The 26465-nt window shown below is 61.9% G+C and carries 16 protein-coding genes and 1 tRNA gene; 8 read left to right on the forward strand and 9 right to left on the reverse strand.

The annotated features are described in order from the left end of the window. The first annotated feature begins 74 nt into the window (after window positions 1-74). Genes gltB through pyk form a run of 3 tightly spaced genes read left to right on the forward strand, consistent with a single transcriptional unit; the run spans window position 75 to window position 7696 of the window. Window positions 75-4691 (forward strand): glutamate synthase large subunit, encoded by a 4617-nt coding sequence (gltB, locus tag OM977_RS08260; protein ID WP_264357002.1) that lies wholly within the window; start codon window positions 75-77, stop codon window positions 4689-4691. Next, entirely contained in the window at window positions 4684-6141 is a 1458-nt protein-coding gene (locus tag OM977_RS08265; RefSeq protein ID WP_264357003.1) for a glutamate synthase subunit beta, read from the forward strand. Before gltB ends, OM977_RS08265 begins: the two co-directional genes overlap by 8 nt. A gap of 55 nt (window positions 6142-6196) precedes the next feature. Beyond that, entirely contained in the window at window positions 6197-7696 is a 1500-nt protein-coding gene (gene pyk / locus OM977_RS08270) for a pyruvate kinase (protein WP_264357004.1), read from the forward strand. Between the two features lie 118 nt (window positions 7697-7814). Here pyk and OM977_RS08275 read toward each other — a convergent pair whose 3' ends face one another. Continuing rightward, the gene (locus OM977_RS08275; protein WP_264357005.1) at window positions 7815-8420 is read right to left on the reverse strand and encodes an ANTAR domain-containing response regulator; all 606 of its coding nucleotides are present in this window, start codon (window positions 8418-8420) and stop codon (window positions 7815-7817) included. Between the two features lie 204 nt (window positions 8421-8624). Here OM977_RS08275 and OM977_RS08280 point away from each other — a divergent pair. Continuing rightward, a tRNA-Leu gene (locus tag OM977_RS08280) sits at window positions 8625-8706 on the forward strand. A 93-nt stretch (window positions 8707-8799) separates the two neighbouring features. Here the strand turns inward: OM977_RS08280 and OM977_RS08285 are convergent. From OM977_RS08285 to OM977_RS08295, 3 genes are all read right to left on the reverse strand, one after another. Further along, window positions 8800-9012, reverse strand: coding sequence for an ATP-binding protein (locus tag OM977_RS08285; protein ID WP_264357355.1), 213 nt, complete (start codon window positions 9010-9012; stop codon window positions 8800-8802). Between the two features lie 248 nt (window positions 9013-9260). Further along, window positions 9261-9518 carry an Ltp family lipoprotein gene (locus tag OM977_RS08290; RefSeq protein WP_264357006.1) on the reverse strand — a complete coding sequence of 86 codons (258 nt, stop codon included), beginning with the start codon at window positions 9516-9518 and terminating at the stop codon, window positions 9261-9263. Window positions 9519-9527: 9 nt separating this feature from the next. Beyond that, a complete protein-coding gene (locus tag OM977_RS08295) occupies window positions 9528-9926 on the reverse strand; it encodes an Ltp family lipoprotein (protein WP_264357007.1) in 399 nt (132 codons plus the stop codon). Between OM977_RS08295 and OM977_RS08300 the strand changes: the two genes are divergently transcribed. After that, window positions 9925-11697: a zinc-ribbon domain-containing protein gene (locus OM977_RS08300; protein ID WP_264357008.1), complete on the forward strand. Its 1773-nt coding sequence runs from the start codon at window positions 9925-9927 to the stop codon at window positions 11695-11697. The genes OM977_RS08295 and OM977_RS08300 overlap by 2 nt on opposite strands. 998 nt (window positions 11698-12695) lie before the next feature. Here the strand turns inward: OM977_RS08300 and OM977_RS08305 are convergent. Beyond that, window positions 12696-13637 (reverse strand): HIRAN domain-containing protein, encoded by a 942-nt coding sequence (locus OM977_RS08305; protein ID WP_264357009.1) that lies wholly within the window; start codon window positions 13635-13637, stop codon window positions 12696-12698. Between the two features lie 164 nt (window positions 13638-13801). Next, entirely contained in the window at window positions 13802-14803 is a 1002-nt protein-coding gene (locus OM977_RS08310; protein ID WP_264357010.1) for a competence protein CoiA family protein, read from the reverse strand. 134 nt (window positions 14804-14937) lie between these two features. Between OM977_RS08310 and OM977_RS08315 the strand changes: the two genes are divergently transcribed. After that, on the forward strand, window positions 14938-15237 hold the full coding sequence (locus OM977_RS08315) for a DUF4193 domain-containing protein (protein ID WP_264357011.1): 300 nt from the start codon (window positions 14938-14940) through the stop codon (window positions 15235-15237). A 113-nt stretch (window positions 15238-15350) separates the two neighbouring features. Then, the gene (locus OM977_RS08320; protein ID WP_264357012.1) at window positions 15351-15638 is read left to right on the forward strand and encodes a hypothetical protein; all 288 of its coding nucleotides are present in this window, start codon (window positions 15351-15353) and stop codon (window positions 15636-15638) included. A 22-nt stretch (window positions 15639-15660) separates the two neighbouring features. Here OM977_RS08320 and OM977_RS08325 read toward each other — a convergent pair whose 3' ends face one another. Next, window positions 15661-16533, reverse strand: a complete 873-nt coding sequence (locus tag OM977_RS08325) for a DUF6994 family protein (RefSeq protein ID WP_264357013.1) — start codon at window positions 16531-16533, stop codon at window positions 15661-15663. Window positions 16534-16803: 270 nt separating this feature from the next. Then, on the reverse strand, window positions 16804-20241 hold the full coding sequence (locus OM977_RS08330; RefSeq protein WP_264357014.1) for a helicase-related protein: 3438 nt from the start codon (window positions 20239-20241) through the stop codon (window positions 16804-16806). 94 nt (window positions 20242-20335) lie between these two features. On the opposite strand from OM977_RS08330, the gene OM977_RS08335 reads away from it, so the two are divergent. Next, complete coding sequence (locus OM977_RS08335) at window positions 20336-24634, forward strand: DEAD/DEAH box helicase (RefSeq protein ID WP_264357015.1); 4299 nt, start codon at window positions 20336-20338, stop codon at window positions 24632-24634. On the opposite strand, the gene OM977_RS08340 is transcribed toward OM977_RS08335, so the two are convergent. Then, window positions 24618-25616, reverse strand: coding sequence for a hypothetical protein (locus tag OM977_RS08340; RefSeq protein ID WP_264357016.1), 999 nt, complete (start codon window positions 25614-25616; stop codon window positions 24618-24620). The genes OM977_RS08335 and OM977_RS08340 overlap by 17 nt on opposite strands. Between the last annotated feature and the right edge of the window lie 849 nt (window positions 25617-26465).

Below are 26465 nucleotides of genomic sequence, written 5' to 3' on the forward strand. Positions count from 1 at the left end.
CCGCTCCGCCGGCGCACCGATCCGGGCCAATGTTGTCCCTCCCATACGCACGATCAGGAGGAAGGACGTCTCCCATGACCCAAACCCTGCACAGCCCCAGTTGGTCCGAGCCCGATCAGTCGGCCGCCGCCATGTCTCCGTTCAAGCGTTTCGCGGGTCTGCCGGAAGCCGCCGGACTGTACAACCCGGAGCAGGAGAAGGACGCCTGCGGCCTGGCCATCATCGCGACGCTCCGCGGGGAGCCTGGCTACGACATCGTCGATGCCGCCCTCACCGCCCTGCGCAACCTGGAGCACCGTGGCGCCGTCGGCGCCGATGAAGGTACCGGCGACGGCGCCGGCCTCCTCATGCAGGTGCCCGATGAGTTCTTCCGAGCGGTCACGGAGTTCGAACTCCCCGCCCCCGGACAGTACGTGGTGGGCACCGCTTTCCTTCCCGCCGAGCCGCGCGAGTCCGATGCCGCCAAAGCCGGGATCGAGTCCCTCGCCTCCGATGAGGGCCTGACGGTCCTCGGCTGGCGCGAAGTACCGATCGTTGCCGACCTCGTCGGCGCCATGGCCCGGGCCTGCATGCCCTACTTCTCGCAGCCGTTCTTTGCCTCCAGCACCGGGGAAGTCCTGGAGCGCAACGAACTGGACTCCCGTGCCTGGCGGATCCGCAAGCGCGCGCAGAACAAGTTCGGCGTGTACTTCCCGTCGCTGTCCTCGCGGACAATCGTCTATAAGGGCATGCTGACCACGGCCCAGCTGGAGCCGTTCTACCCGGACCTGTCGGACAAGCGCTTCAAGACCAAGCTCGCGATCGTCCACTCGCGCTTTTCCACAAACACGTTCCCGTCCTGGCCGCTGGCCCAGCCGTTCCGCACCATCGCGCACAACGGTGAGATCAACACGGTCAAGGGCAACCGCAACTGGATGCGCGCCCGGCAGTCCCAGCTGGCCAACCCGCTGCTGGGGGAATCGCCCGAGGAGCTCTACCCGATCTGCACCCCGGGCGCCTCGGACTCGGCGTCCTTCGACGAGGTCGCGGAGCTGCTGTGGCTCTCCGGACGCCCCATCACGCACTCGATCATGATGATGATCCCCGAGGCTTGGGAAAACCACGCCACGATGGACCCGGCCCGCAGGGCCTTCTACGAATACCACTCCCTGCTGATGGAACCGTGGGACGGACCCGCAGCCGTTTCCTTCACAGACGGCAACCTCGTTGGCGCCACCCTTGACCGCAACGGGCTGCGCCCGGGCCGGTACTGGATCACCGAAGACGGACTGGTCATCTTCGCCTCCGAGGTCGGCGTGATCGACGTTGAACCCTCCAAGGTGGTCAAGAAGGGCCGCGTCTCGCCGGGCAAGATGTTCCTGGTGGACACCGAGGCCGGCCGGATCATCGACGACGCCGAGGTCAAGGCCGAGGTGGCCGCGGTTAACCCCTGGGCCGAATGGCTCAAGGACAACCTGATCGACCTCAAGGACCTGCCGGAACGCGAGCACGTCGTGCACACGGCGGCCTCGGTCAACATCCGGCAGCGGACCTTCGGGTACACCACCGAGGAACTGAAGATCCTGCTGGGCCCGATGGCCCGCACCGGTGCCGAGCCGCTCGGCGCCATGGGATCGGATACACCCGTGGCCGTGCTGTCCAAGCGCCCGCGGCTGCTCTTCGACTACTTCGTGCAATCCTTCGCCCAGGTTACCAACCCGCCGCTGGACGCCATCCGCGAAGAGCTCGTCACCTCGCTGACCTGCGCCATCGGACCCAACGGCAACCTGCTGGACACCAAGCAGGTGCGCCAGCCGCAGGTCTCGCTGCCGTTCCCCGTGATCAACAACGACCAGCTCGCCAAGATCGCGAACATCGAGAACGCCGACGGCGACAAGGTCGCCATGAAGGTTCGTGGCCTCTACCGCCCCGAAGGCGGCGAGAACGCGCTCCGCGCCCGGCTGACGGAAATCTGCGAGCAGGTTTCCGGTGCCATCAACCGCGGCGTCCAGTACGTCGTGCTCTCGGACCGCGACTCGAACGCGCAGTGGGCTCCAATCCCGTCCCTGCTGCTGGTCAGCGCCGTGCACCACCACCTGCTGCGCAGCGCCAACCGCACCAAGACCGCGCTCGTGGTCGAGGCCGGCGACGTCCGCGAAACCCACCACGTGGCCGTCCTGATCGGCTACGGCGCCTCGGCCGTGAACCCGTACCTGGCCATGGAATCCGTGGAACAGCTGATCACCTCCGGCGACGTCGTCGGGGTCACCCCGCAGGACGGCGTGTACAACCTGATCAAGGGCCTCGGCAAGGGCGTCCTGAAGATCATGTCCAAGATGGGCATCTCCACGGTCGCCTCCTACACCGGCGCGCAGACCTTCGAGGGTCTTGGCCTGGGCCAGGACCTGGTGGACGAATACTTCTCCGGCACGCACTCCCAGCTCGGCGGCGTCGGACTCGACGTCATCGCCGCGGAGGTCGCTGCCCGCCACCAGATGGCGTACCCCGAGAACGGGATCGAGAAGCCGCACCAGCCGCTGCTCGGCGGCGGCGAGTACCAGTGGCGCCGCGACGGTGAGCCGCACCTGTTCAACCCGGAGACCGTCTTCCGGCTGCAGCACGCGACCCGTGAGCGCCGCTACGACATCTTCAAGACTTACACCCGCGGCGTCGATGACCAGTCGCAGAACCTGATGACCCTGCGCGGGCTGCTGAAGTTCAAGGCCGGCCTCCGTCCCGCGGTTCCGCTTGAGGAAGTGGAGTCCGTCTCCAGCATCGTCAAGCGGTTCTCCACCGGGGCGATGAGCTACGGCTCCATCTCGCAGGAGGCGCACGAAACCCTCGCGATCGCGATGAACCAGCTCGGCGGCAAGTCCAACACCGGCGAAGGCGGCGAGGACGTCGACCGGCTGCTGGATCCCAAGCGCCGCTCCGCGGTCAAGCAGATCGCCTCCGGCCGCTTCGGCGTTACGAGCCTGTACCTGACCAACGCGGACGACATCCAGATCAAGATGGCGCAGGGTGCCAAGCCCGGCGAGGGCGGCCAGCTGATGGCGCAGAAGGTCTACCCCTGGGTGGCCCGGACGCGGCACTCGACGCCCGGCGTCGGGCTCATCTCCCCGCCGCCGCACCACGATATCTACTCGATCGAGGACCTCGCGCAGCTGATCTATGACGCCAAGCGGGCGAATCCTTCGGCCCGGGTGCACGTCAAGCTCGTCTCCGAGGTCGGAATCGGCACGGTTGCCGCCGGCGTCACGAAGGCGAAGGCCGACGTCGTGCTGGTTTCCGGCCACGACGGCGGTACCGGCGCCTCGCCGCTGAACTCGCTCAAGCACGCCGGTGTCCCGTGGGAGCTGGGTCTCGCCGAGACGCAGCAGACCCTGATGCTCAACGGCCTGCGGGACCGCGTCGTGGTGCAGGTCGACGGCCAGCTTAAAACCGGCCGCGACGTCGTCATCGCCGCGCTGCTGGGCGGCGAGGAGTTCGGCTTCGCCACCGCCCCGCTGGTGGTCTCCGGCTGCATCATGATGCGCGTCTGCCACCTGGACACCTGCCCGGTGGGCGTCGCCACGCAGAACCCGGAGCTCCGGTCCCGCTTCAACGGCAAGCCCGAATTCGTGGTCAATTTCTTCGAATTCCTCGCCGAGGAAGTCCGCGAGATCCTGGCCGAGCTGGGCTTCCGCAGCATCGAGGAAGCGATCGGCCACGCCGAAATGCTCGACACCCGTGAGGCGATCAACCACTGGAAGGCCGAAGGGCTGGACCTGGACCCGATCCTGCACGGCCTGGAGTTCGACGACGACGCGCCGCTGCGCAACCTGACCGGCCAGAACCACGAGCTGGACAAGCACTTCGACCAGCGCCTGATCGCGATGGCCGCCGAGTCCCTCAGCGACCGCACCCCCGTGAAGATCGCCGTTGACGTGATCAACACGGACCGTTCCGTCGGCACCATGCTGGGCCATGTGGTCACGAAGACCTTCAGCACCGACGTGCTGGCGCCGGACACCATCGACATCACGCTGACCGGCACCGCCGGCCAGTCGCTCGGGGCGTTCCTGCCGGCAGGCATCACGCTGCGCATGTACGGCGACTCCAACGACTACGTCGGCAAGGGACTCTCCGGCGGACGGATCATTGTCCGCCCGGACCGCACCAACATCTTCCCCGCGGAACTCAACGTCATCGCGGGCAACGTGATCGGTTACGGCGCCACCAGCGGAGAGATGTTCCTGCGCGGACAAGTGGGCGAACGCTTCATGGTCCGCAACTCCGGCGCCACCGCGGTGGTGGAGGGAATCGGCGACCACGGCTGCGAGTACATGACCGGCGGGCAGGCCCTCATCATCGGGCGCACCGGACGCAACTTCGGCGCCGGCATGTCCGGCGGCACCGCCTTCGTCCTGGATCTGCAGACCACCCGCGTCAACAAGCAGGCCCTGGAGACCGGGGAGCTGCAGCTGCGCGAACTGGACGCCGAGGACCGCGACATCGTCCACGGGCTGCTGGTCAAGCACGTCGAGGAGACGGAATCGCTGCTCGCGGCCCGCCTGCTGGAGAACTTTGACGACACCGCAGCCCGCATAACCAAGGTGCTGCCGCGCGACTACGCGGCCGTACTGCAAACCCGTCTTGACGCCATCGAAGAGGGCCTTGACCCCGACGGCGAAGAAGTTTGGTCTCGAATCCTGGAGGTGACCGGTGGCTGATCCACGCGGATTTCTGAAAGTACGTCAGCGTGAAACCCAGCCGCGCCGCCCCGTTCCGGTCCGCATCATGGACTGGAAAGAGGTCTACGAGGCACAGGAGAAGGGTGTCCTGAAGTCGCAGGCCGGCCGTTGCATGGATTGCGGCGTCCCGTTCTGCCACCAGGGCTGCCCGCTCGGGAACCTCATTCCCGAGTGGAACGACCTCGTCTGGCGGGACAAGGGCGAGGAAGCGATTGAGCGGCTGCACGCCACCAACAACTTCCCCGAGTTCACCGGCCGGCTCTGCCCGGCACCGTGCGAGGCGTCCTGCGTACTGGGCATCAACCAGCCGGCCGTGACCATCAAGCAGGTCGAGGTGTCGATTATCGACGAGGCCTTCGACAACGGCTGGGTCAACCCGCTGCCGCCGCACCGCCTCACCGGCAAGACGGTCGCCGTCGTCGGCTCCGGCCCCGCTGGACTGGCCGTCGCGCAGCAGCTGACCCGGGTGGGCCACACCGTTGCCGTCTACGAACGCGACGACAAGATCGGCGGGCTCCTGCGCTACGGGATTCCCGACTTCAAGATGGAAAAAGAGCAGGTCGACCGCCGCCTCGAGCAGATGAAGGCCGAAGGCACCCGCTTCCGGACCGGCGTCGCCGTCGGCACGGACGTGACCTGGGAGCAGCTGCGCCGCCGGTACGACGCCGTCGTGGTGGCCACCGGCGCCACCGTTCCGCGCGATTTGCCGATCCCGGGCCGCGAGCTCGAAGGCGTCCACTTCGCCATGGACTACCTCGTCCCGGCCAACCGTGTTGTGGCGGGGGAGACGGTCGAGAACCAGATCGACGCCGCCGGAAAGCACGTCGTCATCCTCGGCGGCGGCGACACCGGCGCGGACTGCCTTGGTACCGCCCACCGGCATCACGCAGCCTCGGTGACCACCCTGGCGATCGGCAAGCAGCCCCCCGCGGAGCGCGCCGGCCACCAGCCGTGGCCGACGTTCCCGACGCTGTTCGAGGTTGCCAGCGCCCACGAGGAAGGCGGCGAACGCACCTACCTCGCCTCCACCATCGGGTTCGTGGGGGAGAACGGCAAGCTGACCGGCGTGAAAGTCGCCGAGACCGAGTTCGTCGACGGCAAGCGCCTCCCGAAGGCCGGCACCGAGCGGGTCATCCCCGCGGACCTGGTCTTCCTGTCGCTCGGCTTCACCGGCGCGGAGCCGGCCGGAATCACCGAGCAGGTCAGGGCCGAGTTTGACGGACGCGGCAACGTGGCCCGGGACGGCTACTACATGACCAACACGGAGGGCATCTTCGTCGCCGGAGACGCCGGACGCGGGCAGTCGCTGATCGTCTGGGCCATCGCCGAGGGGCGCGCCTGCGCGGCCGCGGTGGACAAGTTCCTGATGGGCAGCACCATCCTTCCGGCCCCCGTGGCCCCGACCGACCGGGCCATGGCCGTCCTCTGACCGGACACCGGCCGCAACAACTTCATCCATGCAAATCGACTACTAGGGTAGGTATATGAGACGCGCTAAAATAGTGGCCACCTTCGGACCGGCAATCGCGAGCTTCGAGAACACGCTCGCGGTGCTGGAAGCCGGCGTCGACGTGGCCCGAATGAACATGAGCCACGGCGATTACTCCGTGCACGACGACACATACGAGAACGTCCGCAAGGCCGCAGGCCAGCTCGGCAAGCCGGTCGCCATCATGGCCGACCTGCAGGGGCCCAAGATCCGCCTCGGCCGTTTCGTTGACGGACCGCACCTGCTGGCTGTCGGTGACACGTTCACCATCACCACCGAGGACGTTCCGGGTACCAAGGACATTTGCTCCACGACGCTGAAGAGCCTCACCGAGGACGTCAACCCCGGCGACGCGCTGCTGATCGACGACGGCAAGGTTGCCCTCCGCGCGATCGACGTCGACGACGTCAAGGTGGTCGCCCAGGTGATCGTCGGCGGGTACGTCTCGAACAACAAGGGCATCAACCTGCCCGGCGTTGCGGTGAACGTTCCGGCGCTGAGCGAAAAGGACGAGGACGACCTGCGCTGGGCCATGCGCCGCGGCGTGGACATGGTTGCCCTCTCCTTCGTCCGCGACGCCTCGGACATCAAGCGCGTCCACGAGATCATGGACGAAGAAGGCCGCCGCGTGCCGGTGATCGCCAAGATCGAGAAGCCGCAGGCCGTGGACCAGCTGCACGAGATCATCGACGCCTTCGACGCCATCATGGTGGCCCGTGGCGACCTTGGCGTGGAACTCCCGCTGGAGGAAGTGCCGATCGTGCAGAAGCGCGCCATCGAACTGGCACGCCGCTGGGCCAAGCCGGTCATCGTGGCCACGCAGGTGCTCGAGTCCATGATCGACAACCCGCGCCCGACCCGCGCCGAGGCTTCCGACTGTGCCAACGCCGTGCTCGACGGCGCGGACGCCGTCATGCTCTCCGGTGAGACCAGCGTGGGCAAGTTCCCGATCGAGACGGTCAAGACCATGGCCCGGATCATCGAATCCACCGAGGTCCACGGCCTTGAGCGCGTTCCGCCGCTGGGTACCAAGCCCAAGACCCGCGGCGGCGCCATCACCCGTGCCGCCGTCGAGATCGCCGACCAGCTGGACGCGAAGTACATCTGTACCTTCACCCAGTCCGGTGACTCGGCACGCCGCCTCTCCCGGCTGCGCCCGATCCGTCCGGTCTTCGCCTTCACCCCGGTGGAGCACGTCTGGAACCAGCTGGCCCTGACCTGGGGCATCACGCCGGTGCTGGTCCCCATGGTGGGCCACACGGACGAGATGACCGCCCAGGTGGACCGCAGCCTGCTGGAACTCGACGTCGTCGAGGACGGTGACCTGGTAGTCATCGCCGCCGGTTCCCCTCCCGGAAAAGCCGGTTCCACGAACCTGCTGAAGGTCCACAAGGTCGGCGACCTCGCCGACTTCGGCAGCACCGGCGAAGCAGCGGTCGCCAAGGACAAGCTCGGCCCCTGGCCGGAAAAGAAGAAGAAGAACAGCAAGCCCTAGTTCTTCGGGTTTCTGCAAAAAGGGAGGGTTCCCGCCGCGGTTCGCGGGGCGGGGACCCTCCCTTTTGTCGTTCTCTTTGCTTTTTTGCCGGCCTGTTGCTTCTAGCGGCCGGCGGGGGTTAGTTGACCTGGTTGATGATGGTCTCGGCAACCTCGCGCATGCTGAGGCGGCGGTCCATCGAGGTCTTCTGGATCCAGCGGAACGCTTCCGGCTCCGTCAGGCCCATCTTGGTGGTGAGGAGGCTCTTGGCGCGTTCCACGAGCTTGCGGGTGGCGAACTGCTCCTGCAGGTCCGTCACTTCGCTCTCGAGGGCCTTGATCTCCTCGTGCCGGGACAGCGCGATCTCGAGGGCCGGGATGAGGTCCGCCGGGGTGAAGGGCTTGACGACGTAGGCCATGGCGCCGGCGTCGCGGGCGCGCTCCACCAGTTCCTTCTGGCTGAAGGCGGTGAGCAGGACCACCGGGGCGATCCGGGCCCTGACGATCTTCTCGGCGGCGGAGATGCCGTCCATGATGGGCATCTTGACGTCCATCAGGACGAGGTCGGGTTTCAGTTCTTCGGCAAGCTGCACGGCCTTCTCGCCGTTGTCCGCCTCGCCGACGACGTCGTAGCCCTCGCCCCGCAGGATCTCGATGATGTCCAGGCGGATGAGGGTCTCATCCTCGGCGACAATAACGCGGCGCGCCGGCTTGGAAGTGGGGGTTGACTCCGTCTGTTCTGACACGGGAACTCCTTGGAAAGGTACGGCGGGAACTAGACCATCTTAGGTTTAGACCCGTGGTGTACTGGGACCGGTTTGGTTCGATGCGGCGTCACTGGCGCGATTCTGGAATTCAGCCTATCTGCATGTAGAGTAATTTCGCGCACTGGAAGCGATCGCGTTGCTCACAGCACTGTGGCAGGCTGATTGTTACAAGGTGTACTCCGCGCCCGAGTGGCGGAATTGGCAGACGCGCCGCACTCAAAATGCGGTATCGAAAGGTGTGTGGGTTCGAGTCCCACCTCGGGCACAGTGTTTCCGCAGGTCAGGAGCTTTTTGCCTTTCGGCTGTTGACAAAGCTTGACTTTTACGAAGTCTTCATGGCGACGAGGGCCCGCAACTCTTACTTTCGGCGCTGTTTGGCAGCGTTTTGTGAGGTGCCGGGCGGGCCGAGCAGGACGATGTTGGACGCTTCGGTGAGGAACGCACCGGTGGCCGGGTGCGCGATGCTGTCGCGCTTGGGGCCGGGCTGGTGGTCGAATCTGAGGTCCTCGAGCGATGTGCGGGTCGGGAACCCGGCGGCCCGGGCACGGGCTTCCGCGCCGGAGAGCGTCAGGCATTCCTCTCAGTTGGCGGTCTCGAGCGTTTGACGTCGACGGCAATGTCTGCCCGAAGGCCCAACCAGTAGAGCCGCCGTCCTCGCGCAGACGATCAAACCGATGACGAAGCCACCGCTAAGCACGGACATATCCCTTGTTCAACAAGCTCACAGCTAAGGGGAGACCCCGGACCGCACATCGGTCCGGGGTCTCCTGGCGCGTCCCTGATGACACGCTGTCTGCTGACGTCAGGTACGGTCAGCGGTTACTTCAGCCCGACCTGGTCGGCGGCGTACCCGGCCCCCGCTGCGGTGAACTGGTTGCCGGCCGGGCTCGTGAGCTGGGCGATGAGGCTCTGGCGTGAGAAACCCATGCCCGAGTTCATGTAGCCCTTCGCCTTGACGGCCTCCGCGGTCCAGTCCGCACCGGAGTGATCGACAGCCCACTTCGCGTCGGCCGGCCCAAATCCGTTGCCGGCACTTGAGGTGAGCCGCTTGGTAAGCGAAGCCTGCGAGAAGCCCATGCCCCGAGTTCAGGTAGCCCTTCGCCGCATTGACGGCCTCCGCGTTCCAGTCCGCACCGGAGTGATCGACAGCCACTTCGCGTCGGCCGGCCCAAATCCGTTGCCGGCACTTGAGGTGAGCTGCTTGCTAAGCGAAGCCTGCGAGAAACCCATGCCTGAGCTCAGGTAGCCCTTCGCCGCGGCCAGGGCCTGCAGCTGAGCCGCGGTCCCGCTCGGCGCAGCGGCGTCAGCGGGCTGCGTGGCCGCCGCCGAGGTCGCCGGCGCGACCGACGCGGTCGAATCCTTCTTGCCGGAGTTGGCTGCAGTGGAGATGAGGATGATCACCAGAAGGATCAGTGGGAGAATAAAGCGCTTCTTCTTGAATTGAGGGAACCAGTGAAAAACGTAGTTGCCTGGCTGGAATGACATGGAAATTGTAGAGCCGACCGCGGAGGCAGCAGATGCGGGACGAGAGCTGGCGCAATTACTCGCGAACGAGTGGCACCCCACGAAAAACGGCGAACTCCGGTTCGGGGAACTGTCCTACGGGAGCGGCAAGAAGGTTTGGTGGCTGGGTCGGTGCGGCCACGAGTGGGAGTCGGAATACAGGAACCGCACCACCAAAGGCACAGGGTGCCCTGTGTGTTCAGGCCACGTGTTTGTCTCCGGCATCAACGATCTCGCCACCATCTATCCGGAAGTAGCTTCGGAGTGGCATCCAACAAGGAACGGCGGAGCCCGTCCTGACCAGTGCGCAAGTACTACCAACCGGCTGGTTTGGTGGCTGGGCAACTGCGGCCATGAGTGGAAGTCCTCCGTTAGTGGTCGAACGTCCATGCGGTCCGGTTGTCCCTACTGCTCGAGCAGGAAGCTGCTCACAGGCTTCAATGACCTGAAATCGAGATTTCCTGAGGTTGCTGCTGAATGGCATCCCTCCAAAAACGGTGACATCGGGCCGGAATCGGTATCGCCGGGCAGCACAACGTCGTATTGGTGGATCTGCCGTCTCGGTCACCCCTGGAAAGCAAAAGCTGTCGACCGTACTCACGGCGCGAACGGCTGCCCGATCTGCTCAGGCAGAAGAATCCTCTCGGGTGCCAACGACCTTGAAACAATCCACCCGGACGCAGCAGCGTGGTGGCACTCAACACGGAACGGCCCCGTCACAGCCCGCGACGTGACTGCCGGATCCAAGAAAAAGTACTGGTGGCGGGGGCCCTGCGGGCACGACTGGGAGGCAAGTCCGGGCAAGATCACCTCCGGCAGGGGATGTCCTGTGTGCCGCGGACTGAAGGTCCTTCCCGGGTATAACGACCTTGCTTCCAGGAATCCAGAGCTTGTGGCTCAGTGGCATCAGACGAAGAATGGTTCACTCACGCCGGAACAGGTCACCTTCGGGAGTATGAAGAAAGTGTGGTGGTCGGGGACCTGTGGCCATGAGTGGGAAGCTACGGTCACCTTGAGGGCGAACGCAGGGACTGGCTGTCCGTTCTGCCGCGGACTGCAGATCGCAGTGGGCGACAATGACTTCGCATCTAGGTTCCCCAATGTCGCCGCTGAATGGCACCCGACCAAGAACGGAGCTCTACAACCTACTGAGGTTACGTCCGGCCTCAACCTCAAGGTTTGGTGGCTTGGCAAGTGCGGCCATGAGTGGCTTGCGAATATCAGCGGCCGGACCGGCGTTGGGGCGGGCTGCCCACGATGCGTGAACCGCATCTCCAGGCCGGAAATGGAGCTGTTCAACGAGCTATCGGAAGTGATCGGAGATTTGCAGCTTAACGTGATGGTGCGTGCCCCATGGGGGAGCAACCGGCAACGACAGTGGTGCAGATGCGACATGCTCTCAGACGAACTTCGTCTCGTCATCGAATATGACGGCTGGTTCTATCACCGCGACCAGCTCACGGAAGACATGACCAAAACAAAGGCCCTTATTGACGCCGGGTGGTTCGTGATCCGTGTCAGGGCAAGAGGGCAAAATCCCCAGAACACTCTCCCGGAAATGCCCCAGACGCCGGGTCTGGGCATCGTCGATACACAGCACGGAGCTGGAGGACTGGCAGACGCGAAGAAAGTCCTTGAACTCGTCAGACAGTCGGTCCTCCGACTGGACCAAGCCGGCCCAGTCGAAGGGCTACGCATACAAAAGGCCGCCTGCAGCGGCACCCACGATCTGCCGTTGACGATTCAGCCCTGAAGCTAACGGAACGCGATGAGTAAGCAGGAGCTCAGCGGATCCCCTCTCCCAGTATTCTGGCCAGCTCAAGGAACCTCGGCTCCGGATCGCCGTCGACGCACGGTTTGCCAGGGCGTCCACCTCATCCCAGCGGCGCAGCTGGCCGACAACGAACCGCACGTGACGACTGGCAGCTCCATGCTGAGGTTTTCATCCTCCGGTGGCCAGCCGCATCCCTGCCCGACCCTGGGATGAGTGCCTGCCGCCACCCCGTCTGCTTGCGGTACCGCCCGGCCCTGCTCCGCGGTGAACTCATCACAGTTCTGGCCTGCGATACCCGCTATGTTGTCGATGCTCGTGTCGATGATCGTCCAGTCATGCACTGACAGGGTCATCTCCATGGCACATGCCCCTTCATCGCCGGCTGCGGGCTCACGGCCCGGACTCGGATGGGCCTTGGACGAGGTTCCGCTGTTTGATCTCCCAAGGCAGGAACCGGGTACCCATAAGCCGTTCACCTCCCGGGACCCGGTTGAGCAGAAAGTCCGGCGTGATCGCTTTGACCATCTGTTCCTCCACCTCCAGGCCCCGGGTGGTTTGGGCGCGAAGATGCGCATGGTATCCAGTGGCCAGAACGAATCGATGGACAGGATTGAGGATTCCTTGGTTCCGAAGATGAGGCGGTCAAACTGCTTCGTCCCGCTCCAGTGCCTCTTGATCCGCGTCCGGATGTCCCGGTCCCTGACCGATGTAGGCCTGCTTGTATCGGTCGAGCACCATGACATAGATCGCCTCCACGCCATCCCACAGACAGGTCGGTGACGGGCCGCAGATTCTTGTGCTTGGCGAGCATCCCCGCCATCGCCTCCAGGAAGTCCTTGCCGGAGAGCTGCCTGAAGAAGGCCATGTTCAGGTCGAAGTTCTCCAGTGCGGCTTCGCGGTGCATCGCGCAGTATTCATCCGTGAGGAGAGTATGGTCTTGGTCTTCGAAAGCCCACGCGTCGGCCTCCCACTCGGCGTCAGTGCAGTACTCCCGCGGCGGCGGGGTCGAGTTCCTCTTGTTCACCAATGCGTATTCGTCCCTGGCTAGCCGGTGGCTGTACTTGCTCGCCCGTAGGGTTTCCCCGTAGTGTTTTCGGGCTGGTACCCTGTCCGACCCGACGGCCACCACTTCGCCTCGAGCTTTGCGAGGCGTTCACCGATGCTGCTGCCGGCGCGGAGAGCCTGGGGCAGTGGGCCAGCCACCTCTTCAGCACCGCGATCTCCTCGGTCTTCTGGCCGAGCTCCCGGTGGACGATGGCGGCCTGCTCGGTGTACCAGGGGGCGGGTTCCCGGCCTCCGGCATTTCCTTCGGCGGCCTCGATGGCCTTGTAGCAGAGGACGAGGGCCTCTTCGAGCCGGCCTTCGCGCTTGAACTGTTTGATCGGCTCAACGAGCTCAAGGTAGTGGACGCCGTCGACCATGCCAAGCTTGAACCGCTGCGCCCGTTCACCGCCGCCCTGCAGCGCTTCGCGGACCATCGAGCTCTTTTCCGCGTGGGAGCTGTTGATTCTCTCCCTGGACGTAAGGGCCGGCGGGTTCTGCGCTGTGAACTGCCATTCCGGGTCCCCGTTGGCCAGCCAGACATAAGCCTTGTCCAGCAGCTTCTTATCGCGGAGCACGTGCAGCTGGTAGCGCACCAGCTCGCTGGCGCCGGCCGGCAGCGCGAGGTCCTTGGCAGCGTAGGAGGGGAGGCATCCGACCTTCTCGCCGTCTACCAGTACGGCCACAGCCTGCGGATCGACAGGGTTCTCCGGCTCCCGCTGCAGCTGGGCCTGTCCCTCGAAGTAGCCACGCTCACCCAGGCCCCTGCGGTCAGCCCGGGCAGCGAGGGCGTCCTTGGCGAACGTGGTTGTCCCGGCTACTTCCAAAAATCCCGCAAGGTGCGAAGATACGGTGAGAATGACTGACGACTGGTCCATCGGCGGCTTTGGGGAAGCCCTTATGTGCTGGCCCGTGCCGCCCTTTCCCCTTTGCAGCAATCAGTCGACAATGCCCATTGATTCCCCCTAGAAAGTGCGGCTCCTGCCACGGCCATGACTCGATCAAGGCACAGGGTTCTTGAGTCTGCCGGGGAGCGATCGGTCTAGCGTTTGCGACCCATGATGCGTTCAATGGCCTCTGCCTCACGTTGCGCTTCCCGTTCAGGGTCGATACGCGCCGCACTTGCGCTGGCTCTCAACACTTGGCTGTAACTGGTGCGGTTCCTGAGGGCGTCCGTCCGCCGCTCAACCGGCGTTGCCGGCTGTCTGGACGTCCGCCGGGCCAGCGCTTCCCGGTGGGCCTTGAGTTGTGCCAGCCGGGGCGGTTCCGGCTTGTCCCCAATGAATTCAGCAATCCCGGGTGGAGGCACGAGGGATCCTGCGCCCGACAGCCTCCACTCCGACAGCGGGGCGGAGGCGTAGTGGGTGGGAGACACGAGGTACCGCTCAGCGGTGGGGTGGCGGTAAGTGCCCCCGTACATTGCCACGAGGACACCGAGGGACTCGTACTCCATATCCAGGACGACACTGTTCAGGGGCAGATCGAGGACCAGGTCAGAAACGCCCGGAGACCACAGCCACACGTCATGGATGCCTGCCGCCTGATAGCCGCCGTGGCGGCGGTCCCACTCTTTGCTGTCCATTGGCTTGCGCTGGACCTCGAACGCCAGGTGCCGGCCGGAGGTTGCTGTTGCTCCGACGTCGCTGCGCAGCCGGGCGCCGGGGATCCAGACCTCATCTTCGACAGACCAGGGAAGGATGTGGTGCTGGTCTCGCGCCCAGTCCATGATGAAGCGTTTGCCGTGCAGGTGCTCAGCGGTCTCGCCGTGGCGGCGCAGGCCATCGGGGGCCTCGCCGGCCTGATGGCGGAAGTGCTTGCAACGCGTTTTGGCGTCGACGAGCTGGACCGGTACTTCTCGGCCCGCTTCCTTGCAGTCGATGCAGACGATCTCCTTGGAGCCCTGGTAACCGTAGCGGTCGTAGTAGGAGTTGTTTCCGCGGTGCATGGCCGCCGCCATGACAATCTGCCCGTCCGAGTTGTTGTAGGCGACGAGGGGATCTGACGGTTCCCATTTGCGGCGAAAGAGCCGTCGTATCTCGATCATGGGCACAGTATGAGCTGAAGGACGGACATTTCGTCGTAGGCCCATAGGTCCTAACAGATGATTTAGGGAATTCCTGCTGTCTCCGGTACGTTGCATTCGCCGACAAACCACCAACAGAAAAGAGATGCACCTTCGTGGCAACCGATTACGATGAACTGCGCACCGACGTCAAGGAATCTCAGGAGAACTCCCTGGAGGCCCTGAAAACAGCCAAAGCTCCCGACGCCAAGTCGGTGGTTCAGGAGCTCGACGAGGCTGACATTTCGGATGGCCTGACCCCGGGCGGGGAGTTCATCGCCGAAGAACTCATCGTGGAGGTCGTTCCCCAGGCCGACGACGAGTTCACCTGCTACTCCTGCTTCCTGGTCCGCCACCGTTCGCAGAAGGCGCGCGAGAAGGACGGCCATGCCTACTGCGTCGAATGTGAGGGCTGAGCGGTTCTGGCCGGCTGTGCCGGAGCACATTGGGGACAGCGTCAGGGAGGAATTTACCCTGCCAACGGCGACAGACCTGGAGGCACTCCCAGGCGCTGGGTGAATCCGAGGCCATGCAGCGGGCCGTCCGGGTGTTCATCGGCGAGGGGACGTTCTGCCCAGGCTTCCAGCTCAAAGACGGGGACTTTCACGAGCCCGTGGTGGATCTCTTTCAGCGCGCCATGACTCTGAAGGTCCCGCACAACGTGTTCGCTGCCTGGATGGTCAGCCCGCTGCTTGGTGCGGCCGATCAGGCTGGTTCCCGTTCCCGGCCCGTGGACATGCTCGGCAGCACACCAAAGCGTCAGAACGCGCTGACTGCATTCGGGGATCGGTACCGACCGTCCGAAAAGCGCCAGTGATGCCTGGGGCTGCCTCCCTGGCTCAGCGGGGTGGCCACCAAGGGTTACGAACCTCAATCTCGGGGTGGTTCGCTGTGACCCACTCGGCCATCCGGCGCCCCCGTCCCGCGATGAACTGGAGCGTGGCCTCCCGATACGTGATGTAGTCCGCTGGTAACCCGGAAGACTCAAAGCCCTCAAAGGGCACGAAGAACCGAATGTCTTTGTAGTCGGGCGTCACGAGGTCTTGCAGGTGGAAGAAGTCCACGAACTCCACGAACTTATCGAAGAGCTCGAAGAAGTCTTGGTAGGCCTTGATGACATTCGCGAGGGGGCTTTCTGGATCCCCTGCGTAGTGACGCCGGATGCACTCAAGGGTGAGGTCCATGCGGTCAGCGATCTGATGACCTTCAGCGCCGAACCCCCGGGCCTGGTTCATCGTGGGTTTGTCCTTCGACCGGACAGGCCAAATCATCGCACTGCCGATGGTGTACGGCGGATCGAGGTAGCGGGCGCGCTGCTCATCGCTCAGACCGGCCATCGCGTCAGTCAGGGATTTCGGGCCTGACCGGCCGGTGTAGGAGCTGGTGATCGCATCGCTTCCATAGCAATGCCGCGCCCCGGAGTCGTCGGTATAAATGAGATATTCGTTCCAGCGGGCCGCTGATGCGCCCGGGGCGAAAAGGGCGCCAGAGTTCAGCTTCTTGGTCCACAGCAGCTCATGATCCGCCCGGAGCCTCACGCTGTTCGCGTCCGGATCGCCCAGCTCTTGGACCTCGGCGCCTCCCCGTTTGGTCTTCCTGGACTTGTCGGTCTTGTAGTCGAACGACGTATCGAAGACACGAGGCTGTTCCTGCTGCGGGTATTCCGGATTGCTCAAAGTTCCCCCAAAAACCAAGTGATCAGACGTGCTCATCGTAAGGAGACAGAATTGTAAACGAGAAGGGGCCCATACGATGCGGTCGGAACTTAATCCTCTTCATCGACCCTGCGTTCTGGTGGCGCTCCGCCTGGCAAGTTTGAGTGACTTAGAACCAGTCGATGCGGGGATTTTTCCGTGGGGCACTCGGCCTTGCTCCCGGTTACTTTCAGAGTGATGGTCTTGCCAAGGAGCTGGACAGGAAGCGCTAATGATGGTTCCTCGCCGTGAAGCAGGGCGGCCGTTGCAGTCGCTTATTTCTAGGTGTCAGAAAGGCGCCTTCCCGCGCGTCCAACTACGGTTCCAGTTCCCCGCATGCCCTGTGGCCTGAAAATCGTTTATTTCAACGTTCGTGAAGGGGTTGTCAAGGTAGCGGACGTCACCGCCCCTCAAGTGACCTGAATCTAGCCGAACGAGAGCAAGGCGATAGTGGGGCTTAGCATTCTTACCCGTAACAACCTCATTGTGTGTGACCCAGAAATCGGCCGCTTCAGCAACGTGTGCGACGACCTTTATGCGGTAGGTCTGACCGGACACGGGGTCGGTCGACAAGATGTCGTAGCCATGAGTGTTGCTCGCTTGCAGTTGTGGGACCCGGCCAATTGCGTGCTCCTGTGCGAGCACAAGCTCAATGCTGCGACGTTGAACGATCGTTGATGGCGCCCCGCTCATCGGCCTGCCATCGATAGGAACATCGGAATCAAGCATCGCAGCAGGAAGAACAAGCGCCGCTGTAACGATTAGGGGCGATTTGGTGGACATTTTGCCCTGTTGGTCGATGAGTTCGAGCCGACGGTCGAGTCGCGTTTGGAGGTCCGTCGCCTTTCGGCTCAAGCTCTCCGAGGACTCTTTCAGCTTCTCTCCAAGGTTCTCCCGCTCGGCTGCGGCCACCGCCTCCGAGAGAAGTCGTTCAATCTCAAATTTGAGACGTGCCTCGACCAACCCGCGCTGTTTGTCGAGTTCGGCCGATCGGCGAGGCTGGATAGCAGTAAGGTAGCTAGGCAGCTCGTTCTCGATAATCCAGCTCACGGCATTTGCTTCTGCACTGTGTAACCACGGAAGTGCCTTCGCCTGTCGAACGGAGGCAACGTCAGGCGCCGGCATGCAGTCAAGGTAGGGAGCCGGGCCGGCGTCGGTGACTGCGCCGTCCTCACTGACATAGGCGTAACCGAATCTGCGCGCGACCGAAGCGCCCAACGAGTCGACGATTTCTTCGACAACCCCTACGAGTAGGCAGGGCGACTCAATTCTTGCGGAGACAAGCACGGTGCCCCGGTTGAGGACTCCGGCCAGGGTGGTAACTGCATGGTCCATCACCGAATCATGGAGAGGGTGACCTGGTGCCAGTAAGTCCGCGCTGGTTCCCTCGTCATCGTGTACGAGGCCTAGATCGAAAGTCACGCGTTCATATCTCGTGGCGACGGGGCCGTACTTGCCGTTGCGAAGCGTGGACGGCACATGACCGATCTCGAAGCGGCCCTTCTCCCGCCTCACTATTTTGCCGCCGAATCGAGTGAAGGCCTCCTTAAAAGCCAGTTCGATGTAATGAGGCTGAAGGCGACGAGCACGAGCTTCATCCATCGACGCTCGGAGGCTGGCAAGATCGGCATCCGACAGGTGCTCGTTGGCTAAGGCGCGTTCGTTAAGCAGTTCTTGCAACCCCTCGGACACGCTTCGGTCGATAACCTGGTGCATACGTGCCTTGGTTTCAGGGAGTTCGCCGTAGCGAATCGCCTCAATCAGCAGTTCCCGAAGGGGCGTATCTGCAAAAGCTGAACCTAGGACATCGAAAACATTGCCACCGTAGGCTCTCCGCTGCTCCTCGATCTTGTTAAGCAGCGCTGTGAAGACTTCGCCCTCCCGCGTATTAGCGGCGACGAGGTTCCATAGCCGGCAGACCTCCGTCTGCCCGATGCGATGAATACGCCCGAAGCGCTGCTCGATGCGGTTTGGATTCCAAGGCAAGTCATAATTGACCATCAGATGTGCGGCTTGGAGATTCAAACCCTCGCCCGCTGCGTCCGTTGCCAACATTATCTGGCAGTCCGAATTCTTAGTGAACTCCTCGGTTATCGAACGGCGATCGTTTCTGCGAATGCCACCATGGATCGCGACGACAGCCTTTGGGCGGCCAATCAGGTGCGTGATGCGCTCCATGAGGTAGTTCAGGGTGTCTCGGTGCTCCGTGAAGATGATGAGCTTGCGTGGCTTCCCACTGGAATCCGGCGGCATGACGTTGTCTTCAAGGATCAATCGAAGTTCGGACCACTTTTTGTCCTCCCCGCGATCGCGTACTTCCCTCGCGACCTCCGCTAGTGACGTAAGCTCTTGGATCTCTGATTCCAGCTCGACGATCGTTTCCGCGGCAGTCGCAGCGTCAACTACGTTCTCTTCGAACTCCTCTAGATCTTCGGCGGACACCTCGACGATATCGATGTCCGAAGTTATGTACTTGTAGCGCTCGGGTCTGAGGACATCGCGATCCTCGCGATACGTGCCGTTCTCAATGCCACGCTTAGTGAAGTCCAGTCGCTGCGCGCGACGAACCAGGCTGCGGTGAATAGCCTCTGGGCTCGAAGCAAGCCTCCGTTGCAAAACAGTCAACGCAAAACCGACGGTGTTACGACGTTTGCCATCAAGCTTGGCTGCTCGATTCATGCCGTTACGAACGTAGTCGGTCACCTGCTGGTAGAGGTCATTCTCCCGCTCGGTCAGCTCGTAGGGGATAGACTCGGCAATCCGTTCTGGAAAGAGCTTGCGACCCTCAAAGGTTAGAAGGTCTTCCTTAACCATTCGGCGCATGACGTCACTGGTGTCGACGGACATCCCGTTCTTACCGGCGAATCGGTCCTTATCGAGCAAACTAAGAAAGAGTTGAAAGTCTTCCTCTTTACCTGAGTGTGGCGTCGCGGTCATGAGGAGGAGGTGCCGAGATACCTCGCCGATCAGCTCACCGAGTTGGAACCGTTTGGTTTTTTCCAACTTGTTGCCGAAGTAGTGCGCACCCATTCGATGCGCCTCGTCTACGATCGCTAAGTCCCAGTAACTGTTCCGTAGCCGCTGCTGGAGGTCTTCGTTGCGTGCGAGCTGGTCCATGCGCGCGATAAGCAGATGATGATTCTCAAAGATGTCATTGCCCAGACTTGTATCAATCATGGGCGTTGTGAGGATCTCGAATGACAGACCGAACTTGAAGAACAACTCGTCCTGCCACTGTTCAACTAGACCGCCTGGCGCGACTATGAGACACCGTTGCACGTCTTCACGAAGGATCAGCTCCTTGATATAGAGCCCCGCCATGATCGTCTTCCCGGCCCCCGGGTCATCCGCCAACAGGAATCGCAAGGGCGTGCGCGGCAACAACTCGCCGTATACGGCACGGATCTGGTGAGGAAGCGGCTGAACGTTACTCGTCGCGACGGCGAGCATTGGATCATACAGACCTGCGAGCTTAATTCTCTGTGCCTCAGCGACGGTTTTAAAGTCGATGGAAGAAGTGTCGAATGGACGGCTTCCCGAAGTTGAGACCGCAAGCGAATCCTCGTCACGCCGGAACATCACGCGCTGTCCCAAGCCACCCGACGAGGTCTTGTAGGTCAGCTCAACTGCGTCCCGACCATGAGGCTGACCGAAAATCACCTGCACTACCTCATGAGGGACAACGCCAGTAATCTGCAGGCCCGGCGCCAAGTCCTCTAACTTCACTTGATTTTCTCCAACTTCGCGTACGATTCTATCCAGCCGGCCCACTTCGCGTCGGACCTTCAACCATCTTGAAGAATACTGCCAAGGGGGCTCGATGAAGCGCGCCGAGCGCCAACAATTAAGCGTGCTTATCGAACAAGTGCGGGGCTGGATCCAGACAGTCGAAGAAATCCGGCAACTCGCTGCGCACTTGCCACTTTCAGGCCCAGCCAACTTAGCGGACGATGACCGGAATCTCTTGGTCAGGGTTGAGGAGGCAGCTGCGTCTGGCGATCCCTACGAAGCCGACCGTCTGACACAAACAACCTGGCTCACGAGTGGCAAGAGACTCCGACCCGCGCATGACGCCGCTGCCCGACTTGCTCACTTCCGGGATTGGTACTGTTCGATCGGCGCCCCACAACGTCTCGAGCAACTCCAGAATGAACTGACAGCACTCGGAGTCGCTGAACGCGACGACCTCGCCGACGTTCTGAGCTCCCTAAGCACAACCGGAAACAAGGCGTCACAGATGCTCCATGAGGCCTCTCATCTGCCAATCACCCGAGCCCGGGCCCTCGGAGATGACGAACGTAGTGCTGGCCTAGCACTCATCGACCTTCTTAATGAGCACCACGATGAGTCGATGAAGCTTCTCGATCCGTCCTTGTGCGCGGCAGGCGCCTGCGCTAAGGCCCACGGCTCCACCCACATTCTGCACGAAGCGCAGATCATCGGACGCAAGGGCGGGACTGCAGAGCGGATAAATGCTGCCGCGACCCGCGTGTCAGCTCAACTTTCGCTCGAGCGCTCCCGACTGCCTCAGATCTTTAAAGATTTGGCGACCTGGAGAGCGGCCGCACAGCAGGCCGAGTTCGCCGCGGAGCACATGCCAATCAATCCTGCAGGGGTGCTGTCGGAGTCTGAATCGAACGCCATTCAGGCCCTCATCCAAACCTACGATACAGATGCTGGTATATATAACATTGTTGCAGCGGAGATGAGTTGCAGCAGCAAGTTGTGCTCGCAGACCCACGAAGCAACAGCACGACTGGCAGCTTTGCACGCCTCACTCACCGCGCACGGAACGAATCACCCCATACTTAGCGTGGCCGAACGGCTCCAGGCAGCGCGATCAGCGGAGTGGGAGCGACTTCGCGGGGCGTTGGATGACCTTGAGGATTGGGATCGGTCAGCCTCCCTAGTCTTGCGCTGCTCCGCACATATGCCCCTAACGAGGACATACGCTCTTACCGAAGGAGAGCGAACGGCGGCGGCCACCATTCGAGAAACCGTAGCTGAACACAGCGTTGAGGTACGGCAGCTACTTCACCCCGCCTCGTGTGAATCTGGGCATTGTGGTGGCCTTCACCGAGCCGGCTCGCTCTTGAATGAGGCATATCTGGATTTGCTCACATCGGGCGGCGGGCAGGCAGTTGTGGCGGCCGGTGCCCGCATACAAGAACAGATGGAGGATGAGCGGGCGCGACTGCGCACCGCTTTAGATGACCTTGAAGAGTGGGGGATGGCAGCGTCACTCGCGTTGATCGAGGCCGAACATCTGCCTCTGACACGGACCGGCGCTCTCTCAGAAATCGAGCGCACTGCTGCGGCGAGGGTCCAAGACCTCAGCGAGGCGCATAGCCCGGAAGCTCGGCGCCTCCTCGACCCGAGCTCATGCGATGCGGACGGCTGCCAAGGTGCCCATGAAGCTGCGTTTCTGCTAGGTCAGGGTCATGCGGAGCTGTTGGCATCGGGCGAGGGGCAGGCAGTCGTAGCGGCCTGTGATCGGGTAGGGAATCTGCTTAAGGAGGAGCGAGAGGAGGTCGCAGTTCTCTACCAGGACGTCCTAGGTTGGCCGGAATTGGTGCAACAAATTCACGCCACTCGCGAGGATGCATTGGCCAACTCAAAAGCCACGGTCCAGCAACTGATTGAGGACTCGGCCTCCATTAAGATCAGCCGCACAGCCATGAGGTTGCTCCCACTGCACGAGAGCAGTGAAGTCTTGGTTGCCAGCCTCTCTGTGCTTCGGGACGCCGCGCTCACTGAAAAAGACAGCGAGTTCCTGACTGAAACCGCAGCGCTGGCTAGCCGGGTCGCCGCGGTGGTTGGTGACGGCTTCAACTCCGACTGGGAGTGCGAGGCTGGAGGAAAATGTGAGCGTGCCCACCAAGTTATTCTGGAAGCCTTTGAGGCCGCCAACTTCGTCAAAGCGCAGCTGGCTCGACTGACTGTCAACCTCCAGGACGTGCCGACTGAGCCCAATCAGTTACTCGATCCCTCCCTTGGGCTGAAAGCCTACCTGCCCGCGAATCACACTATCGCCGAGACCTTCCCCTTCGAATTGCTGAAGGGCGCGTGGGCCAAGCTCCCGCTCATTACCAACGCAGAGAACGCCGCGAAAGAGGCAGCGACTGAGGCACGTGCAGCGGCCGACAAAGTCCGCGCTGGAGACGTTGCCGATGCGCTGAAGGCGATGGATCTCGAAGTCCTACGCAAAGCAGCTCCACAGCGGCAGCTTCGGACTGCTCCGTTGGAGGACTACGAGCTGCACAACGTTTGGGACGTTCTGCGCTTTCAAGACGACTATTCACTGAAATCCTTGCCCGGTCTTGGCGAAGCCACTGCGCGGCCTATCGCTCAGGCGTCGTTGCGTCTTTTCGAGGCTGTGCGAGAGGAGACCCCCGTCCGTATCGACGTAAAGCGGAAGGGAAAGGCAACTACCGCGCTACTAGAGTCGCTCGCGCGCTGGGACAACGCACGGAAGTTCAGCCCGACTAAGGACGAAGTGGCGCTGGCAAAAGGTCTAACTCGACTTATCAAGAAGAAGAGTAGCTTTACCCCCCTCGGGGTTCTGGTGATCATTGAAGGGAAAGTTCATAAAAGCCCCCCAGCCGCTTCAGATGTATTGCACGACGCGCTGAATCGCCTCGTGCCTCCCTCCGGCACTGCAAGCATTTGGACCGATTTCCTCTCCCGACCGGCTGATTACTTCGGCATGCTCACCGAACTTGGATTCATGACCGAGGATGAGACGAGCATGCACGGCGATCTCCCGGAAGAGATCGTTGAAGCAGTGCGCGCCAAGGAACTGAAGCGGGACTATCTCACCGCCTCGCTTCGCGCCTATCAGAGCTTCGGTGCACGATTCGCCCTCGTGCAAGAAAAGGTGATCATCGGAGACGAGATGGGGCTGGGTAAGACGGTTGAAGCACTAGCCGTGCTCGCCCACCTCCGTGCGCGCGGCCAATCGCATTTCCTCGTTGTCTGTCCGGCCGCGGTCGTTAGTAACTGGACTCGCGAGACAGCAAAGCACACCAAGTTGAAGGCCTCACGCCTCCACGGCACGCTATGGGAGCGAAACCACGCGGCAAAGGCGTGGGCCAAGAACGGCGGCGTCGCCGTCACCACATATGATCTCCTGCCGTGGGCAAAGGAGTACCTGAGCGGAGTCGATCTGGGGGGAGTCATTCTCGATGAGGCGCACTACATCAAAAATCCCAGGGCTAAGCGCTCGCTCGCAGCGGCCGAGATCATCAACTCCACGACGTACGCAATCTTGATGACTGGCACGCCATTGGAGAACAGTGTCGCCGAGTTCCGCAATCTGATCAGCTATATCCGCCCCGACCTCGCGGAGCAAGCGCCTGAATATCTCGCCAAGGCTTTTCGCAAGCATGTCGCGCCAGCCTACCTACGCCGTAACCAGGAGGATGTGCTCACAGAGCTTCCCGAAGTGGTCGAGATAGACGAGTGGATGGGGATGTCACACTCTGATGAGCTGACTTACGGCCAAGCGGTAAGGGAAGGCCAGTTCATGTTAATGCGACGCGCCGCCATGATGTCGGAACAATCCATGAAGGTCAGCCGACTGCTAGAGATTGCAGGAGAAGCCGAAGCTAATGGACGACGGATTATCGTCTTTTCATACTTCCGAGAAGTCCTGAACCAGGTCGCGCGACTACTACCCGGTCAGGTCTTCGGCCCCCTCACCGGGTCCCTCGCTGCGGCGGATCGCCAGAAGCTCGTTGACCGCTTCTCACAGTCCGGGCACGGCGCCGTCCTCGTTGCGCAGATAACCGCGGGCGGTGTCGGCTTGAACATCCAGTCGGCATCGGTCGTTGTGATCTGCGAGCCGCAGATCAAACCCACGATGGAGTCACAGGCGATTGCGAGAGCTCACCGCATGGGTCAGACCGACACCGTCCAGGTGCACCGTCTGCTTACGGAAGACAGCGTCGACGAGCGCATCCGCGACATTCTGAAAGACAAGAGGCAGCTCTTTGACGAGTTCGCTCGGGACAGTTTTATCGCGAAGCAGGCTCCCGACGCAGTTGACGTATCCGAGGTCGAGCTTGCACGACGTGTGGTGGCAGCAGAGCGCGAAAGACTATCTATTGTGGCAGGGTGAAATTTCTCTTTGCCTTAGCTGGGCCCGGTGCCGGTTCAGACGGTGATGCTTCTGGTCCGCTCGAAGTCATAAAGTCAGATGGCGCAGCTTTTAGCTGAGGACGTTCACGAGTAAGCGACTGGATGATTAGCAGCCTCGCTTCATCGCGCCGTTCCTTAGTCTCAAAAGCGCCGACCAGTCGTTCAGCGGCGAGGGCTCTTTCCACTTCCAGAGGGTGGTTAAAGAACATCTGGAGCTCGCTGGACGCGGTTGAAGCGTTTCGAAGAACTGCCTTGGCAACGAAACCCGTGAGGCCAGCGGCGGCGGCGGCAATTACCGTAGAGGCAATGGCTGTTTCGGTCGATGTCGCAAAGATAGTTATGACCCCAGTTGCCGCTACCAGCAGGAAACCTCCAAGCAGATACCAGGCCGTGCTTCTCTTAGTCGATTCGGCATAGTTCATCACTATCTGGTGGTAGTGGCCCAACTGGCTCTTGTTGGCCTTCCAGAGCGCTGCCAGCTCCACTGAATCTTGTTCTGCATTCTCCTCTGCTAACTGATTCAGCGAATATTCTGCTAAGAATTGACGCCGCTTCTCGGTCAGCTGGAATGTAGCCGCCAAAAGAGTGATGAGTAGCCCCGCATAGGCAATGAATATCCAAATGAAGGACTTCAAGTACTCGGACTCGTTAATGAAAAAGAAGACGATCGATCCCAGTACCGCGACAACGCCAGTAGCAAGAGTTATCAAGCTGTTCCGGCGGGCTATCGCACGCTGAGATGACACCTTCCAGGCTTTGTCGATAACCAGTTCTTCTTCGGTAAGGGGGCGATCTTCCGATTGGAATATTGCGAAGATCTGATTTTTTTTGGTCGTCGGTACTTCTCTCATCGGCTCTTCAGATGGCATAGCTGTCCCCAATTGTGTTTTCAATCGTCCCCCGTTATCCGCTACATGAGCAGAAAAGACCTTTAAATTTGTATAGTAAGTTGCTTTTTTCAAGCTATAGGGCAGCAACCCCCAACTCGTTCAATGAATCCAACATAGTTGAACGCGGTGAGTTTGCTGCTAACACCCTAGATGGAGCTACTTCACTTTTGCTCGGCAGCACCCAGGGAATCTTAGTCGCTCAGAGCATCTATGTTGGCAATTTATTGCGTGAGCGCGCTGAGAAGGCCGCTGTGGCGTAGCAACGGGGCCCAACACTTGTCCGCCGGCACTGCTATTACTGCTGTGGGGAGAGGTTTCGGTCCGGTGGGCGCGGTAGCGGCCCGCTAGCGTGGAGGGCGCGCCCAGCATTCCGGGTACTGCGGAACAGGCAGCAATGCGGCATTTGCCCTTCACTGAAGGCAGTGAATCAAGCGACCGGTCTTCTGACGCCCTTAGGGTGGTGTTGGCGGCTTGGCCATGAACCAGCTCATTCCGGTGGTCGTCGCCCATAGAGCTGACTTGTCAAGACAAAAGATGACCGCGTCCCTACTTCGGATGCGTGGCTATGGTCGGAGGGAGTTTCTATAGGAGGAACTAGGTGTTGGCAGTGTCAACACTTTGGCCTTCGTATCGGGTTTTAGATTGGTCGGACTGGCCCGAACTCGGGATATTTTCGGGAGTTCTCAGCGTTTGCAAGAGCTGGAACCCGGTTCGAGTCCCACCTCGGGCACGTGTTTTCCCTGTTCAGGTGCTTGTGGGCCGCTGAATGTGTACAGGTTCTGTTGTGTGGGCCCCTTCCGGGGCCTTTTTTATTGGCGGCCGGTGCTGTGCCCTGGTGCCTCCTTTCTTTCCTGGATCTACGGTTGGTCCGTGGTTACCTGTTCATGGACGTCCTGGGCGTGGGCAACATGACCTGAGGCG

Origin of the sequence: Pseudarthrobacter sp. MM222 (genome assembly GCF_947090775.1) — a bacterium.
In the GTDB taxonomy this organism is placed as follows: domain Bacteria; phylum Actinomycetota; class Actinomycetes; order Actinomycetales; family Micrococcaceae; genus Arthrobacter.